The organism is Carbonicoccus niuqiaonis (assembly GCF_050157065.1).
GTDB lineage: Bacteria > Actinomycetota > Actinomycetes > Propionibacteriales > Propionibacteriaceae > Avipropionibacterium.
Genome location: NZ_CP189573.1, coordinates 4020724 through 4036900 on the forward strand (window position 1 = coordinate 4020724; position 16177 = coordinate 4036900).

General features: G+C 67.7%; 10 protein-coding genes and 1 pseudogene. 3 read left to right on the plus strand and 8 right to left on the minus strand.

Going from position 1 to position 16177, the window contains the following annotated elements:
* Positions 1 to 24: 24 nt before the first annotated feature.
* The 4 genes from ACQBAU_RS18305 to ACQBAU_RS18320 form a co-directional block, all read right to left on the minus strand.
* Positions 25 to 1017 carry an MsnO8 family LLM class oxidoreductase gene (locus tag ACQBAU_RS18305; RefSeq protein ID WP_465257087.1) on the minus strand — a complete coding sequence of 331 codons (993 nt, stop codon included), beginning with the start codon at positions 1015 to 1017 and terminating at the stop codon, positions 25 to 27.
* 60 nt (positions 1018 to 1077) lie between these two features.
* Positions 1078 to 2493 carry an MFS transporter gene (locus ACQBAU_RS18310; RefSeq protein ID WP_465257086.1) on the minus strand — a complete coding sequence of 472 codons (1416 nt, stop codon included), beginning with the start codon at positions 2491 to 2493 and terminating at the stop codon, positions 1078 to 1080.
* 196 nt (positions 2494 to 2689) lie between these two features.
* Complete coding sequence (locus ACQBAU_RS18315) at positions 2690 to 4669, minus strand: hypothetical protein (RefSeq protein ID WP_465257085.1); 1980 nt, start codon at positions 4667 to 4669, stop codon at positions 2690 to 2692.
* On the minus strand, positions 4669 to 6279 hold the full coding sequence (locus ACQBAU_RS18320) for an FAD-dependent oxidoreductase (protein ID WP_465257084.1): 1611 nt from the start codon (positions 6277 to 6279) through the stop codon (positions 4669 to 4671). Before ACQBAU_RS18320 ends, ACQBAU_RS18315 begins: the two co-directional genes overlap by 1 nt.
* Positions 6280 to 6615: 336 nt before the next feature.
* Between ACQBAU_RS18320 and ACQBAU_RS18325 the strand changes: the two genes are divergently transcribed.
* Positions 6616 to 7683: an alpha/beta hydrolase family protein gene (locus ACQBAU_RS18325; protein ID WP_465257083.1), complete on the plus strand. Its 1068-nt coding sequence runs from the start codon at positions 6616 to 6618 to the stop codon at positions 7681 to 7683.
* Here the strand turns inward: ACQBAU_RS18325 and ACQBAU_RS18330 are convergent.
* Both ACQBAU_RS18330 and ACQBAU_RS18335 read right to left on the minus strand, forming a co-directional pair.
* On the minus strand, positions 7676 to 9607 hold the full coding sequence (locus tag ACQBAU_RS18330) for a hypothetical protein (protein WP_465257082.1): 1932 nt from the start codon (positions 9605 to 9607) through the stop codon (positions 7676 to 7678). The genes ACQBAU_RS18325 and ACQBAU_RS18330 overlap by 8 nt on opposite strands.
* A 36-nt stretch (positions 9608 to 9643) precedes the next feature.
* The gene (locus tag ACQBAU_RS18335; protein WP_465257081.1) at positions 9644 to 12721 is read right to left on the minus strand and encodes a DUF3427 domain-containing protein; all 3078 of its coding nucleotides are present in this window, start codon (positions 12719 to 12721) and stop codon (positions 9644 to 9646) included.
* Between the two features lie 177 nt (positions 12722 to 12898).
* Here ACQBAU_RS18335 and ACQBAU_RS18340 point away from each other — a divergent pair.
* Positions 12899 to 14050 (plus strand): annotated as a pseudogene (locus tag ACQBAU_RS18340) (IS3-like element ISPfr10 family transposase).
* Positions 14047 to 14610, plus strand: coding sequence for a hypothetical protein (locus ACQBAU_RS18345; protein ID WP_465257184.1), 564 nt, complete (start codon positions 14047 to 14049; stop codon positions 14608 to 14610). The pseudogene ACQBAU_RS18340 and the gene ACQBAU_RS18345 overlap by 4 nt, the downstream one beginning before the upstream one ends.
* Here ACQBAU_RS18345 and ACQBAU_RS18350 read toward each other — a convergent pair.
* Positions 14587 to 14967, minus strand: a complete 381-nt coding sequence (locus ACQBAU_RS18350; RefSeq protein ID WP_465257183.1) for a VanZ family protein — start codon at positions 14965 to 14967, stop codon at positions 14587 to 14589. The genes ACQBAU_RS18345 and ACQBAU_RS18350 overlap by 24 nt on opposite strands.
* Positions 14968 to 14992: 25 nt before the next feature.
* Entirely contained in the window at positions 14993 to 16114 is a 1122-nt protein-coding gene (locus ACQBAU_RS18355; RefSeq protein ID WP_465257182.1) for a LacI family DNA-binding transcriptional regulator, read from the minus strand.
* Positions 16115 to 16177: the final 63 nt, after the last annotated feature.

The following is a 16177-nucleotide window of genomic DNA, read 5'->3' on the forward strand; positions in this document are numbered from 1 at the left end:
AGGGGCTCCCGACGGGCTGAAGCCTCAGGTGCTGAGGGCGTTGATCAACAGGGCGTCGGAGTGCAGTTGTGCGGCGTGGTCGTACTTGTCGCCGGTGACGAGCAGCTCGTCGGCGCCGGTGAAGTTGATCATGTCCGTCACGGCTCGGCGCACCTCGTCCGGGGTGCCGTGGATCCCGCCGGCGAGGTGTTCGGTCAGCCGACGGACGTCCTGCTCGGACTTGTTGATCATGGCAACCTGCTCGGAGCTGATCAAGGGTGGGAACGCGCCGGTGCGCCGGGACGCCACCAGCGCCCACGCCTCGGGGACGAGCAGGTCGCGGGCCGCCGCGGTGGTGTCGGCGACAGCAATGTTGGTGGCGACGATCACGTACGGTGCGTCGAACCAGGCCGACGGCCGGAAGTCCTTGCGGTATCGGGCGATCCCCGGGTGTTCGACGGCGCTGCCGTCGGGGCGAACCCCGGGCCCTCCCAGGACGACCGCCAGCCCGGCGCGGGCGGCGAACTCGAGGCCTTGGCGAGTGGCCAGCACGAACAGCGGGGTGCGGGCGTGATTCGGCGGCTGCGCGGTGATCGGGGCGGTGCCGTTCAGGTACGACTGCAGCTCGGTGATGTCGTCGCCGAACCTCTCTGCTGCGGTCTCGTCGTGGCGCAGCGCGGCCCGTACGGCCGGAGTGAAGCCGAGCGATCGGCCCAGGCCGAGGTCGATCCGCCCGGGGTGGAGCAACTCCAAGGTGGCGACCTGCTCCGCCACCACCAACGGCTGGTGGGCGGGCACCATGACCCCGCCGGAGCCGACTCGGATCCGCGACGTCCGGGCGGCGAGGGCCGCCATCAACAGCGTCGGCGTCGAGCCGAGGATGCCCGGCACACCATGGTGCTCGGCCACCCAGAAGCGGCGGTAGCCCAGCCGTTCGACGTGGCGGGCCCGATCGATGACGTGCGCGAGGGTCTGCTCGGGGGCCTCATCCTCCCGGGCGTTGGCGCGGTCGAGGACGGCAACGGGCAGCGCGCTCATGTCTGGGACAACAAGCGCACTGCCCGGTTGCTTCCCGCAGGCCGGCGACAACCGAGGGCGTCAGGCGTTCACCTTGCCGACGAGCTCCTCGCCCTCGGCAACTCGTTCGGCGTCGTCGTCACCGGGGACGACGTCACCGCGCAGGCTGCGTCCGGCCGTCTCGTTGAACGTGAACACCGCGATCAGGCCGATGATGCCGGCGATCGTCATGTAGACGCCGGGAACGAGTGTCGATCCGGTCGCCTCGATCAGGTACTCGTTGATCAGACCCGCAGGCCCACCGAGCAGCGACGTCGCCACGTTGTAGCCGAGCGCGAAGCCGGCGTACCGCAGGGTTGTCGGGAACAATGCCGGCAGGGTGGCGGAGATGTTGCAGAGCAACATCACCAGCATCAGGCCGAAGATCGCCAGGCCGAGCATCTGGAGTGCGACGTTGCCGGTGTCGAGCAACAGGATCGCAGGTATGGACAACAGGACGAACCCGGCAGCTGCGGTCAGCAGCATCGGTCTCCGCCCGATCTTGTCGGTGAGTCGTCCGAACGGGACGATCACCGCCATCATCGCCAACTGCACCCCGACGAGCATCAGCCCCGCTTGGGTGGCGTCCATCTCCAGGGAGTTGTTCAGGTACGTGGGCATGTAGGTCAACACCAGGTAGAAGGCGGTGTTGATCAGGATCGTCAGGCCCATGATCTTGAGCAACTGCTTGGGCTGCTTGGTGATCAGGTCGCCGAGGGTCTGCAGGGCGCTGCTGCGGGTGTCCTGCTCCTGCGCCTCGGTGAAGGTCTCCGACTCGTGCAGCTTGGATCGCAGCAGCAGGGCGACCAGGCCCAGCGGCAGCGTCAGCAGGAACGGCAGCCGCCACCAGCCGGCCTCCATCCCCTCGGCGCCGATGATGAACTCCATCGCGGTCACCAGGATCGCAGCGGCGGAGAAGCCGAGCAGCGTGCCGAACTCCAGGAACGAGCCCCAGAAGCCGCGCCGGTCGTCGGGCGCGTGCTCGGCCATGTAGACCGCGGCACCGGCGTACTCGCCACCGGCCGAGAACCCCTGGATGATGCGCAGCGTGAACAGCAGGATCGGTGCCAGCCAGCCCACCTGGGTGAACGTGGGCAGCAGGCCGATGCAGGCCGTCGAGATCGAGATCATCAAGATCGTGAAGACGAGCACCTTCTGTCGACCGATCCGGTCGCCCAGCGGCCCCAGGATCGCGCCACCGATCGGGCGGATCAGGAACGACACCGCGAAGCCGAACAGCGTCCAGAGCAGGGCGCCGTCGGAACCACCGAAGATCTGGCTGGCCAGGTGTCCGGTGAGGTAGCCGTAGATGCCGTAGTCGAACCACTCGATCGCGTTGCCGGCCATCGCGCCCATCACGGACTTGCGTACGGTCGACCGTTGCGAGTCGCTCAGGTCGGCATTACGTGTCAGTGGTGGGGGGCCGTCGGATGTCGAATCCGCTGTCTGCTCGGTCAAGGCCGTTTCCCTTTCCTCATCGGTGGGGGATCGTGCTTCGGGTGGGTGCAGCTTCGGTCTGTTGCCCAGCAACTTACCGAGTTTTGGCACGTTTCGGGCGCAAGATGCGGAATTGAGGCCATCAACAGCTCACTCTGCAGCCGCTGGTCGATCCCGGAGTCGTGCGTCGCGTACGTCGCCGGGTCAGGTGGCCGATTCAGGTCACCGGGGTGATTCGGAAGACCTTGGTCAGCCTGGCGAAGAAGATCGACTCGTCCGGTCCGGGGGTGGCACACGACCCGTCGGCCAGCACGGTGACCTCCTCGGTGGCGGGGTCGAGGGTGAACACCTTGCCGGCTGCACTGCCGACCAACAGGTCCTCCGTGGCATCGGCGGTGTCGCCGTGCCACCGCAGCGAGAGCTGTGGATCGGCCCAGTTGCCCGCCTCGACGGGTTCTCCGAACAGCTGGAGCCGGTGGGTGGTCCGCAGCCGGTACGGCTCGGACACCGACCCGGTGTGGACGAGGTCGACCTCGATGATCGAGGAGTCCGACGCCAACGCCCACACCCGTCCGTCGGACAACCGGACCAACTGATGGATGCTGTGAGCGCCGGGCACCGGGGCCATGACGGCGTGGGTCTGTGACGTGACGAGGTCGAAGACGAACAGGTGCGCGTCCGGCCAGTCGTGGACGCCGAGTTGGGCGCTGGTCGTCCCTCCGATCAACACTGGCGTGGTGGACCCGTCGGCGAGCAGCAGTGACGCCACGGACTGGCCCGGGACGGGCTCCTGGCTGTGGGTCACGGCCCCGGTGTCAGCGTCGAGCAGGGTGAGTCTGCCGCTCGGGTTTCCCTTCACCCCAAGGGTTCCGGCGGCCAGGCCATGCTGACCGGCGTCGACCACGGTCAGCACACGCTCCTGCCCCAGGTGGTCCAGCCGGGCGATCCGACGCGGGTTCTCGGGGTGGTCCCACACGGCGTCGGGAGCGAGCTGCCAGATGCCGGCGTCCAGGTAGCTCCCGACGTACAGCTTGGACCGGTCACGGTGGGTCAGTGAGCCGATGAACTGTGCCTGCACCACGCCCGGCAGCGGGGTGCTCCTCAGCGTCGTCGGGTCGATGCGGGCCATCAGGCCGGGCGTCATGAAGCCGGCGGCGTACAACTGACGGTCGGGTCCGAAACCCAGGGCGGCGATCTTGAGCGCACCACCCTCCGCTCCGGTCCGGACGAACCGGAACCGCCCGGTCGTGGGGCTGAAGTGCCACAGCCGTCCGTCGAGGGTGGCGCCGACGACGGTGCTGCCGGGCCATTCGGGGTCCGACAGCTGCAGCACACCGATGCCCTGGTCCTCGTTGCGTCCGAGCAGTCCGTTGTCCAGCACGGTCGTGGTGGCTCCGGTCGCGAGCTCGTACGCGTGCAGGTTGGCGTCCTGCGCGACGTAGTACACGACGCCGGCCACGGCCTCGGTGATGATGGTGTCGGAGATGTCGGTCAGCGGTGCGCGCCATGTCCGGCTGCGGGTGTCGTACACCGCCCACGCGTGGGCCGGCGCCAGGTACGCGAAGAGGATCCCGTCGCGGACGTGCAGGTCGTTGACGAAGTTCTGGGTGCCGGCGTACGGCGGCGGCAGCTCGGCCTCGACGGTGTCGCCGGTGGCCAGGTCGCGGGCGAACAACCGGGCGTGGGTGCCGGTGCCGACCCACAGCGTCGAGCCGTCGGTGGCGGTGGACCGGGCGTACTGCTCCCCCTCGGCGACCGGTCCGAGATCGGTGAACGCGTCGGCCCGAGGGTCGTAGGAGACCACGTGGCCACGGGGAAACGTGCCGGTGTACAAGGTGCCGTCGGGGGCGAAGGCGGTCAGTCGGGTGAGGTGGGTCTCCCCGTCCAGCGGCGGACCGAGGTCACGCAACGTGGTGCTCGTCGCGTCGAGCCGGTACAGGTTGGCACCCGGAGTCTGTCCGGCCACGTACGCGGTGCCGTCGGGAGCGATGCCGGAGTAGTAGGCCGTCGTCTTGTGAGGAAGTGGGTGGACGCCGATCAGGGCACCGGTCTCGGCGTTGACCAGGTTGAGCTTCGCCGGCTCACCGAAGGTCGGCAGCGTCGCGACCGGGGTCCGGTCGGGCAGGTGACCGAAGCAGGCGGTACGGATGTTGTGCCCGACCAGTGGCGAGCCGACCGGCTCGATGGTCGCGCCCATCAGTAGCCGGCAACCTCGTCGGGCCAGGCGAGCTCGATCCCTTGGCCGGTGAGGAAATCCTGGAACCGGGCCAACCGATCGGCGTCGCCCCGGACCTGGTGCGGGGTGGTGCCCTCGGCGAGGCTGGTCGCGGCCAGCAGCCCGGCGACCTCGCCAATGTTCCACTCCACCGGGTGCAGCCGGTAGCAGCCGTTCGTGATGTGGGTGGTGCCGATGTTCTTGCACGCCGGCAGCAGGTTCCGGACGCGTTGCGGCAGCAGCGCACCGAGCGGGATCTGGAACGGGCTGGCCGGCACGTCGATGTAGTTGTCGCCACCGGTCGAGGGGTGCAGGTCGATCCGATACATCCCGATCCCCACCGAGTCGGCGAACTCGGCGGCCCGACCGTCGGGCCGAACGTTGAGCGACACATCGTTCTCGGTGATGGTGCGCACCGCCTTGATCCGGCGCGATTCCCGGTAGTAGGGGGCCATCGCGAAACCGTCGTCGGTGCCCATCACGTCGGGACGCAGTCGCAGCCCGGGCCAGCCGGCACCACCGTCAGGTCGGGGGGCTTCGGTCTGCATCCAGTACAGCGCGCTCGCCGAGAGTTCCTTGGCCTCGGCCAACCGCTGCGGCGCGTCGTCGACGTCGATCACGGGGGCGTCGAAGTAGTCGATCATGGCCCAGTTGACCATCGTGATGTCGGAGGCCAAAAAGCCCGGCTCGAAGTGGTCGCGGGCCGCGATCCGGCGGAACAGCCACAGTTCGGTGTCGCCGGGACCCAAGCTCTGGTCCGTCTCGAGGGTGTGTACGTCGTCGCCGGGGTTGGGGTTGAAGGTGCGCAGCACCGGCTCGAGGGTGCGTGGGTCGGGGGAGGTCCAGCTGAGCTGCCGGTCACCCCAGAAGTCGACCTGCTTGTCGCGCCACCGGTCGTAGCCCGCGGGGCGCTCGATGGTGTGGTCGCCGTCGACGTGCTCGAGTGCGAAGCAGATGCTGACGGCCTGCATGTTCATCGGCTGCGCGGTGTCCGGTGCGCTCGGTTCGTCGTGCTCGGCGCGGGCCTCGAAGCCGGTCACGTACTCGGTGCCGGTCAGCGGCAACAACTCGCCGGTGTCGGTGGCGTCGATCACGTAGTCGGCGGCGACGGTGATCAACTCGCCCGCCTCGTCACGCAACGTGACGGCCCGTACGACGTCACCGTCGACGTCGGCGGCCACCGGGACCACCGGCTGCAGCACCGTGATCCGACCCGACACCAGGTGTGGCAGCAACAGCTGGTCGATCACCGCCACCGCGACCCGCGGGTCGTGGCACAACTTCGACACCACCCCGGCACCCGGGTTGAGGTTCGGCGTGTTGCGTGACCGCTCGGTGAGCGGGAAGTGGGCACGGTAGTAGTCGCGGACCCCGCTGCGCAGTCGCCGGTAGCGGCGAGTGCCGCCGAAGCGTTCGATCCAGGGGTGCTCGTCGAACGGCACCGCCTGGGAGGTCGACTGGCCCCCGAGCCAGCGGTACTGCTCGGTCAGCACGACCCGCTGCCCGTTCTCCGCTGCGGCCAGCGCTGCCGCCACCCCGCCGAGGCCGCCGCCGACGACCAGGATGGGGGTACGCAACTCACGTGTCGTCATCGGGCCTCCGCCAGTACGGGGATGATCATGGTCTGCTCCGACTGTCGGAACTCCTCGCAGACTACGGCGTACGACCTCGGACGCCAGTCGGTGGACTGCCCGCCGGGCTCGAGATGGTCGACCTCGTCGTAAGATCGGGCGCCACAGTGACACAGCTGGATGCATGCTCCACGTGTGTCGCTGTGACGCCGCTCCGTACGAGTGATCCGCGCTGATGGGCCTTGCCGGGCGTGGGTTGACGTGCCCGGCGGCCCCGGTCGGCTTTTGTGGTCATCACCTTGACGACCTTGATGGGGGCCAATAACCTCCGAGCAGCCGACCCGGGAGACTTCGACCGTGACTGACCGTACGATCCGCCTCGCACCCCACACCGACGACGAGAACCCGCTGAGCACCAGCCTCTTCGACCTCGATGCGAGCGACAGCCCGCCGCCGATCCTCCCCGACGGTGAGGACTGGACAGAGCGGCGTGGGGTCATCGAAGGGGTGTGGCGTGACTACATCGGGCGGCTCGACGAGCCGGGGTCGGGCGAGATCACCGTACGGGAGAAGACGCAGGGCCCGGACGAGACCTTCGAGCGGTGGCTGGTGCACCTCGACGGTGGGGCGATCGGGCTGGTGCCGGCCGAGATCCTCGTCCCACAAGGGATTTCCGAGCCCCGGGCCGCCGTCATCGCCTGCCATTCGACCAAGCCGGACGGCAAGACGAGTGTCACCCACCACGGTGAGGGGTCCAGGCCGTACGGCGTCGAGCTCGCCGAGCGCGGTTACGTGGTGATCGCGCCGGACTGCCTGACCGCGGGTGAGCGGATCTACCCCGGCCTGAAGCCGTACCACACCGCGCCGTTCTACCAAGACCATCCGGACTCGTCGATGATGGCGCGCAACCTCACCGACCACATGACGGCCGTCAACACCCTCGGTTCGCTGCCGTTCGTCGACGACCAGCGGATCGGTGTGATCGGCCACTCGCTCGGCGGCTACAACGCGTTCTTCCTTGGCGGGCTGGACGATCGGGTGAAGGCGGTCGTCAACTCGTGCGGGTTCAGCCCGCTGCGCCGCAACGCCAAGGCGCTGCAGTGGGGCGAGCGTGACTGGTACACCCACCTGCCCCGGCTGACCGAGGAGTTCGCGCGGCTGCGAGTGCCGTTCGACTTCAACCAGATCGTCGCGTTGGTCGCACCGACCCCGATCTTCAACTACTTCGGCCAGGTCGACCGGATCTTCCCGAACTGGGCGCCGATCGCCGAGGGGCTGCAGTCGGTACGCGAGCTGTACCTCCACCTCGGCCACGAGGACCGGTTCACCATGCTGATGGGCGGTGGGCCCCACGACTTCCCGACCGAGATCAGGAAGCTGTCGTACGACTTCCTCGACCGCTGGCTCGCCGGTCCGCTCAGCTGAGGTCGAGCAGGTCGATCCGGAGGAAGTCGGTCGCCGCAGCGCCGCCTGCCTCGGGACGGACCACACACCACAGGGCGTCGTCGGTGATGGCCATCCGGAGGACCTCGTCGGCGAGCACCGCGGCCTGACCGGTGCCCGGCTCGACCTGCCGGACGGTGCCGCCGGTGAGGACGAGCAGTGACGATCCGTGCGCCAGGATCTGACCGCGGCCATTCGCTCCCTCGGCGAGTTGGTGGGCCTCGGCGGTCTCGAGGGTGACCGGGTCGAATCGGCACAGCCAGTGGTCGGCCAGCAGCCACCACGCGTCGCCGACCCGGGTGATGTCACTGATGAACCGGGCGTCGTGGGGTGCCGGGACGCTGCGTAGTTCAGTGCCGTCGGTGGCGAGCCGCAGCAGCCGGCCCGAGCCGTCGTGCTCGGGAGTTCCGGTGCCTGCCTCGGGACTGGTGCCGACCAGCACGGCATGATCACCAGCGCGACCATGATCACCAGGAGTCCCCTGCCGGGCAGTCGCACCATGATCAACAGCGAGCGCGGCGACCGTTTCGTCCGGGAACATGATCACCGTCGCGTCTCCGCTGGCCAGGTCGACCCGGGTCAGCGCACCGTCACGCAGTCCGTACCCGGGCGTGGTGCCGAGCCAGGCGACCCCGTCACCGGCGGCTACCGCGACCGGCCGGGACTGGTGGTGCGAGTCGTGCAGGCTGATCAGGTGGCCCGGCGGTGCGTCACTGGTCGGGTCCCACGACCGCAGCGAGGCGCTCGGGTAGCCGCCGATGAGCAGTTGGCCTTCGTACCAGCACCAGGACTCGACCTGCTCGACGGTGACCGGCGTGCCGAGGGTGTCGGTGGTCGGATCCCAGCGGGCGACCTGCCCCTGCTGTCCGGCCGACACCACGAGCTCGGGGCCGCTCGGGAAGCCGATCACGTGCAGCATGTGCGGCGGGGTGGCGACCACGTCGGCCGCGACGCGTGACCGTACGGCACCGTCTCGGACCTGCAGCAGTTCCGGGGCCTGGTGGCCGACGAACAGGTGCAGCGTGTCGTCGTGCACGGTCGAGCCGAGCACCGCGTGCTGCCCATCGCGGGCGACCTCGGTGAACTCCAGACTTGTCAGGTCGAGCCGCAGCAGCCGATCGCCGGTGCCGGCCAGGTAGGTGCCGCCCTGATGGGCCGCCGACAGTGTCCCGCCGCCGGTGGTCGGCTCCTGCCCGCCGGTCACCTCGGTGACGGTGAGCGTGTCGAGGTCGGCCACCCAGACCCGGTTGCCGGTGACCAACAGGAGCCGGCCGTCGAGGTAGGCGAGTTGATGGGCGACCTCGCCCTCGTGAGGTCCGGTGAGGGTCAGCGGTTCGCGGGTCGGATCGTCGAGATACACCCCGTGGACCCGGTTGGGGGCAACCCCGGCTGCCACCCACACCACCCGACGATCGGGATCCCAGCACAGGGCCCGCAGATATTTCACCGCGTCGGTGCCGAAACTGCGGACGAGCTCGAAGCGGCCGTCGAGGTGGTACCGGACCAGTGACGCGTCGGGGTAGGTGCCGATCAGCACCGAGCTGTCGTCGAGCCGCGCCAGGTCCCAGGTGTACTCGGTGTCCGGGGTGGGGCGACCCAGGTCGTGGACCCGTTCACCGTCCCAGTGGTAGAAGCGGCCGTCGTAGTAGGAGCCGAACCAAGCGTGTCCGTCGGGTCCGCCCTGCAGCCCCCAGGCGCCCGTGCTGCCTGGCATCGGGGCGTCGGCGATCCGCCGCCCGGCCAGGTCGATCACGCTGAGTGGTGAGTCGACGCCCTGGCTGACCGCGTACGCGACGGGCTCACCACCGGGGGTGGTGCCGAAGGTGACGCGGTGGGTGAGGACGGTGCGCATCGGGCCGAGCAGCCGGGTGATCATGGGCGGCAACAATACCGAGCTGCGCGCCATGATCAGCATGTGATCGTCAGCGGCGCGGGTCGTGGATCAGGCCACCACGGCACCGGCGGCAAAGATGTCGCCGGGCATCGGGCGATCGAGCTGCCAGGTGATGCCCATCGGACGGCTGCCGCGGTGCTCAGCGTAAGTCGCTGGCCCGAGACAGACGTACGGCTCCGAGCCGAGCTCGCCCACGCGGTGCACGCGGGTGAACAGCACCACAGAGCTGCCTCGCTCAGCATGGTGGATGTAACGCTGGCCGGTCGGTGAGGTCTCGTCAGTGTTGTGTTGGGATTCCCAGTGGAACTGGTTCAGGCTGATCGGGTAGTCGCGGTACATCGTGTGCGCGCTGAAGTCGCCCTCGCTCTTGCGAAGTGTTACGAGTAGGGCATCGACTCCCTCGTCGGCAGCCCACAGCACTCCGGTCGAGTGGCCGTGCGGCGACCTGCCACCCAAGGTCGCCCAGCCGAGCCCCGTGAGGATCTCTTCCCGGTGGTAGGTCGCGTGGGTCCGCAGCGGAAGATCCGACAGGGTGCCCGACATCGGTTGAGCCAGATGGCGCGTGGCTCCCAGCGACACGTCAAGGACTGTGCGTAGTTCTTCCGCCATGCGAGGAAGGGCACGTAGCCGCGACAGACCCTCGTCCAGAGTCGACATGACCCTCCAGTCCCCGGCCCAGAGCAGCGACAGCAGCATCTGCCCATACCGCTGGTGGGTGAGATCGAGCTCAGCGGCCCGTGGACCTGCCGGGTCAGCGAGTACGCGGTAGGCATTGGCCCGACTGGCGTCGTCGACGATGAGGAACTTGCCCAGCCGTTTCGCGACGTGCTGCTCAGCCTCGTCCAGCCTTCTGGTAAAGCCCGCGTCGGCCCGCAGCCCGGTCCATGACTTCCCACCGCGATAGATGTCGACCGCCTCACGGCCCGTGGCCGCCAGGAACTGCTGGAGCCCGACATCGCCCACTCGTTGAAGATCGCGGACGAGATCGGTACGGCTGCGCCGCACGCTGGATTTGATGTTGCTGAGCACGATGTCCTGGCTCACGCGGTCAAGCACGATGCGTGAACCGGACGGCAGGAACGGAAAGCCGTCCGCCACCTGCTTCTCAAGTTCGCGACCTGTCACCCCACCCAGGACGGCGAAGCGATCGCTGAATGTGAACTCCCTTCGATGCTGGCCGATGAAGTCCAGCACGGTCAGGACCGCCTTGTCTGGGGCCTTGCGTAGACCGCGACCGAGCTGTTGTTGGAAGAGGGTGGCTGATTCTGTTGGGCGCAGCATCAAAATGGTGTCCAGCTCAGGGACGTCCACACCTTCATTGAAGACGTCCACGCTGAAGATGATCTTGATCTCGCCTTCGCGCCACCGTCGCAACCGACTGTCACGCTCGTGGGACGACGTCTCGCCAGTGACAGCGGTGGCAGAGATGCCAGCCCGGTTGAACACCTCAGCCATGTACTCGGCGTGACGAACCGACACGCAGAACCCCATCGCCTTCATCTCCTGCACGTCACCGAGGTGATCCGCTAAGGCTTGCAACACCAGCCTGGCCCTCGCGTCATCGCCGGTGTACAAGGAATCCAGGGCCTCTATCGAGTAGCGGCCACCGCTCCACGAGATCCCAGTCAGGTCGGTGTTGTCGGCAATGCCAAAGTAGTGGAACGGACACAACAGGTCCTGTTCCAGGGCATCCCACAATCGGAGCTCATAGGAGGAGCCGCCGGTGAAGATGTCGCGGACGTCTATCCCATCGGTTCGTTCCGGCGTAGCAGTCAGGCCGAGGGTTTCCCGGGGCGTGAAATGTTCCAGGATGCGCTTGTACGTTGCCGCGCTCGCATGGTGGAACTCGTCGATCACCATCACCTCGAAGGTGTCTGCGGCCAGGTCGTCGAGCCGGTTCGCCATGGACTGGACCGAAGCAAAGACGTGGCGCCAGCGCGTGGGCATGGCCCCGTCCACCAACAGTTCGCCGAAGGCGCCGTCAGCCAGTACGTTGCGGTAGGTCCGCATCGCCTGCTCGAGGATCTCCTTGCGGTGTGCAAGGAACATCAAGGACGGTTGCCGGCCCTGCTGCTCCGCCAGTCGCCGGTAGTCCAGTGCCGCGAGCATGGTCTTCCCGGTCCCGGTGGCAGCAACCACGAGGTTCCGATGCTGGCCGTGGACTTCCCGATCGGCGGCCAATGCCTCCAGGGCGGCAACCTGGTGCGGCAGCGGAGTGATATCCACACCGTCGAAGCGCAGCCCGGGCCCCCAGGTGCTCGCCCGGTTGACAGCTGCGTCGAACCTCGCTGCATCGCGATCCGGGTCGTAGGTCTCGAAACCCGGTTCGTTCCAGTACGTCTCGAAGGTGGCCTCGAACTTCCGGACCAGGTCGGGCGTAGCGACGGCCGAGATGCGGATGTTCCACTCAACGCCATCCAGCAGTGCGGTCTGCGTCAGGTTCGACGAGCCCACGAAGCCGGTGTCGTAGCCCGAGTGCCGCTTGATCAGCCACGCCTTGGCATGAAGTCGCGTACTGCTCGTGTCATAGCTGACCTTGACCTGCGCTCCCAGCTCTCGGACCAGCATGTCCAGGGCGCTGCGTTGCGTCGTGCCGGTGTAGGTCGTCGTGATCACCCGAATGGGGACCCCGCGCTCCCGGAGCCGTTCCAGTTCGTCCTTGATGATCCGTACCCCGGGGAACCGGATGAACGCACATAACAAATCAACGCTGTCAGCGCTCTCAAGTTCCCGGGCCAACTCCTGCCCGATGCCCGGCTCCCCCGGAGCATTCGTCAAGAGCTTGGTGAGTGACAGCGGCGTGATCGGCCGGCGAGCAACCTGTGTTGTGAGGCTGGTGGCGTCGTAGAGCGAGATCAGATGATCAAGCCGTACCAACACATCTTCTTCGCTCCCCCACGAGCGCAGGATGTCGTTCGTGAAGTTCAGACGTCGCTCAGCAGAGATGTCTAACAGTCGACGATTGACCACGTCGCGCACGTGACGGGCCAGCACCTCCGGAACCTCATCCTCAGGCACGGCACGGTACTCGGGCTTCAAGTCGAGGTGCTGGCGTACGGCACGTTCCAGTCGACTCGTGTGCAGACTCTCGTAGAGCCCCTCCGCCATGGATTCCGACGCCGACATGCCAGGAGCATCCCACGGCCGACCGACAGAATGGCACCGGGCCAAGTAAAGTAGGGCACCCCCAGCAAGGAGCTACCACTTGTTCGAGACCGAGTGGGCTGACCCCGTTTTGTAGGTCCGGTGGTTCTGGGAGTCGTCCTGTCGCCCGTGGTTGCGGGCAGGGAGACTGGTCAGATCATGTCGAACATCAGGAAGCGTCACACCCCGGAGCAGGTCGTCCGCAAGCTCGGGCAGGCCGACAGGATGCTCGCCGACGGCAGCGACATCGCCGCGGTGTGTCGGGAGCTTGGGATATCCGAGCAGACGTATTACCGGTGGCGTAACCAGTACGGCGGACTGAAGGCCGACGACGCGAAGCGTCTCAAGGAGCTGGAGAAGCAGAACGCCACGCTCAAGCGATTGCTGGCCGAAGCGGAGCTGGAGAAGGCCGCGCTCAAGGAGCTGGCCGAGGGAAACTTCTAGGCCCGGGCAGGCGCCGCGCCGCCGTCTCGCACCTGATCAGGACACTGCAGGTGAGCGAGCGGATGGCGTGCCGTCTGGCCGGGCTGAGCAGGTCCGCGTACCGTCGCCCGCTCAAGGGCGACACGGTCGCCGACCCTGATCGCGCGTTGCGAGACTGGCTGCGCGCGTGGGCGAAGAAGCATCCCCGCTACGGGTACCGGCGGGGCGTATCACGACGCCCGGGGTGAGGGCTGGGCGGTGAACCACAAGAAGATCCAAGGCCTCTGGCGAGCCGAAGGCCTCCGCGTCCCGCAGCGGCGACGCCGCAAGCGTGTCGGATCCTCGACCGTCGACGCCCCGGCGGCGGTCGCACCGAACCTCGTATGGGCGGTGGACTTCCAGTTCGACGCCGACGAGCGGGGCTGCCCGATCAAGATCTGCTCCATCGTCGACGAGCACACCCGCGAATGCATCGGCGGGCTCGTGGAGCGGTCGATCACCGCCGACCGGCTCACCGCCCACCTCGAAGAGCTCGTCGCCGTCCGCGGAGCACCGGGTGTGCTCCGCAGCGACAACGGGCCCGAGTTCATCAGCGACGCGATGGCCGACTGGGCGGGTACCCGCACCGGCCTGTTCTACATTCCGCCCGGCTCGCCCTGGCACAACGGATACGTCGAATCGTTCAACAGCCGCCTCCGCGACGAGTGTCTCAACATCAACAGCTTCTACTCACTGCTGCACGCTCAGGTCGTGATCGGCGACTGGAAGACCGAGTACAACCATCAGCGTCGGCACTCATCGCTCGGCTACCTACCCCCGGCCGAGTACGCTCGGCAGTGCACCCATCAAATCGAAACCGACGACTCACAGAGCGACCGGACCGAATGAAGGGGGCGGCCCACGAGTTCGTCCGAGACCTGCTGTTCACCGCCGGCCTGTTCGGGTTCGTCACGTTCGTCTGGAGCGGCTGGGCCCAGGAGGGCCCACCGTCGACCGCTGCCCGCATCTACCTCGGAGGGATGAGCGTCATCGGCGCCGCGGTGGCGGGCATCGGGCTCTACAACGGCATCATGATCTGGGGGAGCGGCAGTTCCATGGTGTTCGGTGAGGCGTCGTTCACGACCTACTTGGTGATGTGTGTCCTCGAGCTGGTGGCAGCCGTCGTCGCGGCGATTGTCCTGAAACGCCGGGACCAGATGAAGTGGTTCGCGCCGACCCTGCTGCTCATCGTCGGCATCCACTTCGCGCCGATGGGCTGGGTCTTCCAACTCCCGGTGATGTACGTCGTGACCGGCTTGATCATCATCGCCGCCCTTGCAGCGTTCAAGCTGCCCCACGAGAAGAATGAGCCGAGCTTCTGGTGCGGTGCGCTCGCGGCGCCGATCTTCCTCGCCGCGGCCATTCCCAGCCTGGTGATCGGGCTGTCACGGCTCAGCGAGGTCGCCTGAGTCCGCGGGCTGTCTACCGGCCATCCGCCGAGCGCTCACGCGCCCACCCGCGACGCCCAGCACGATCCCGATCACGTCGGCCAGCAGGTCCAACGGATCGGCGGTCCGCTCGGACAGTAGAGCGCCCTGCACGAACTCGCTGACCAGGGCTTGGCCGACTGCGACCGCGGCCACCCAGCGCCAGTCGATCCGGGCCGCCACGAACAGGCCCACGGGAAGGGCGAACCCGAGGACGTGGGCCACCTTGTCGAGCGGTAGTCCCGGCGCACTCGGCGTGCCGGCCGGGCCGTACAGCCCGTAGCACTGCACGATCGTGGCGACGATGCCGAGCAAGATCAACAGTCGGCGCCAGGTCATCGAGGCAGCGTAGTCGGACGGCCCTTCAGGCTGACACCATCGTCGAACGGCGGACCACGAGCTCGGGTGCGACCACCACCTCGGTGGTGGGTTCGCTGGTCCCGCGGTCGAGTTGACCCATCAGGATCTCCGCAGCCAGTCGGCCCACCTCCTGGCGCGCCGGGACCACCGACGTCAGCGGGACCTCCGAGTCACGCACCCCTTCGTCCTCGAACGCCACCAGCTTCACGTCGCCCGGGATGTCGAGACCCGCGGCCCGCAGGTGCGGCACCAGTTGCTTGGCGCGGCCGTCGTCCAGACACACCACGCCCTGGATCCCGTTGCGGTGCACCATTTCGGCGTACTCCTCGATGTACTGCGCCATCCGGTCCGGGCTGCACGGTGGCCACCTCGCGATCGCGCGATCGGCACTCAGGTCGAAGGCGTGCACGGCCTCGATGAAGCCCTGGTGCAGGCCCTCCGAGGTCGGCGTGTTGCGGGAACTCATCAGCCCGATCCGGCGACATCCCTGCTCGTACAGGTGTTCCACGGCCAGGTGTCCGCCACGTCGGGTGTCGGTCGTCGCGTACGACAGCGGGCTGTACGGGTAGCGCCCCGCCGTCCGCGGTGGCACCCGCTCGGCCAGCACCACCGGGCACTCGATCGACTCGAGCTGGCGAAGGTAGTCCTCCGGGTCGACCAGTCCGACCAGGGTCGGGGTGAGGATCAGGCCGTCCGGCTTGCGCTCGAGGAGTTCCGCGATCTGCTGCCGCTCCCGGGTCCGGTTGTACTCGGTGGACTGCAACAGCAGATGACCGCCACGGGCGTGGACCACCGACTCGACACCGGCCACCAGGTCGGTGAAGTAGCGCCGGACACTCGGCACGAACAGTCCGATCAGCCTGGTCTGCCGACTCGGGGCGGGTGCTCCCACCACGAACGTGCCCGAACCGCGGCGTCGCTCCAGGAGCCCCTCGTCCACCAGCACCGACAGCGCCCGGCGGACGGTGTTCATCCCGACCCCGAGGGTGCGGGCGAGGGCGGCGTCGGCGGGCAGCCGGGAGTGCTGTGGCCACTTGCCGCTCAGGATCTCTTCCCGGACCGACGACGCGATGCCCAGCGTGAGCGCACCCCCATAGGTGTTATTGCTCCCATCGATCGTCGACATGCCCGGCATCTAAGCGCATTTCTGCACCCATTGCCCAGCCGATGGACGCAATGGCGTCCATCG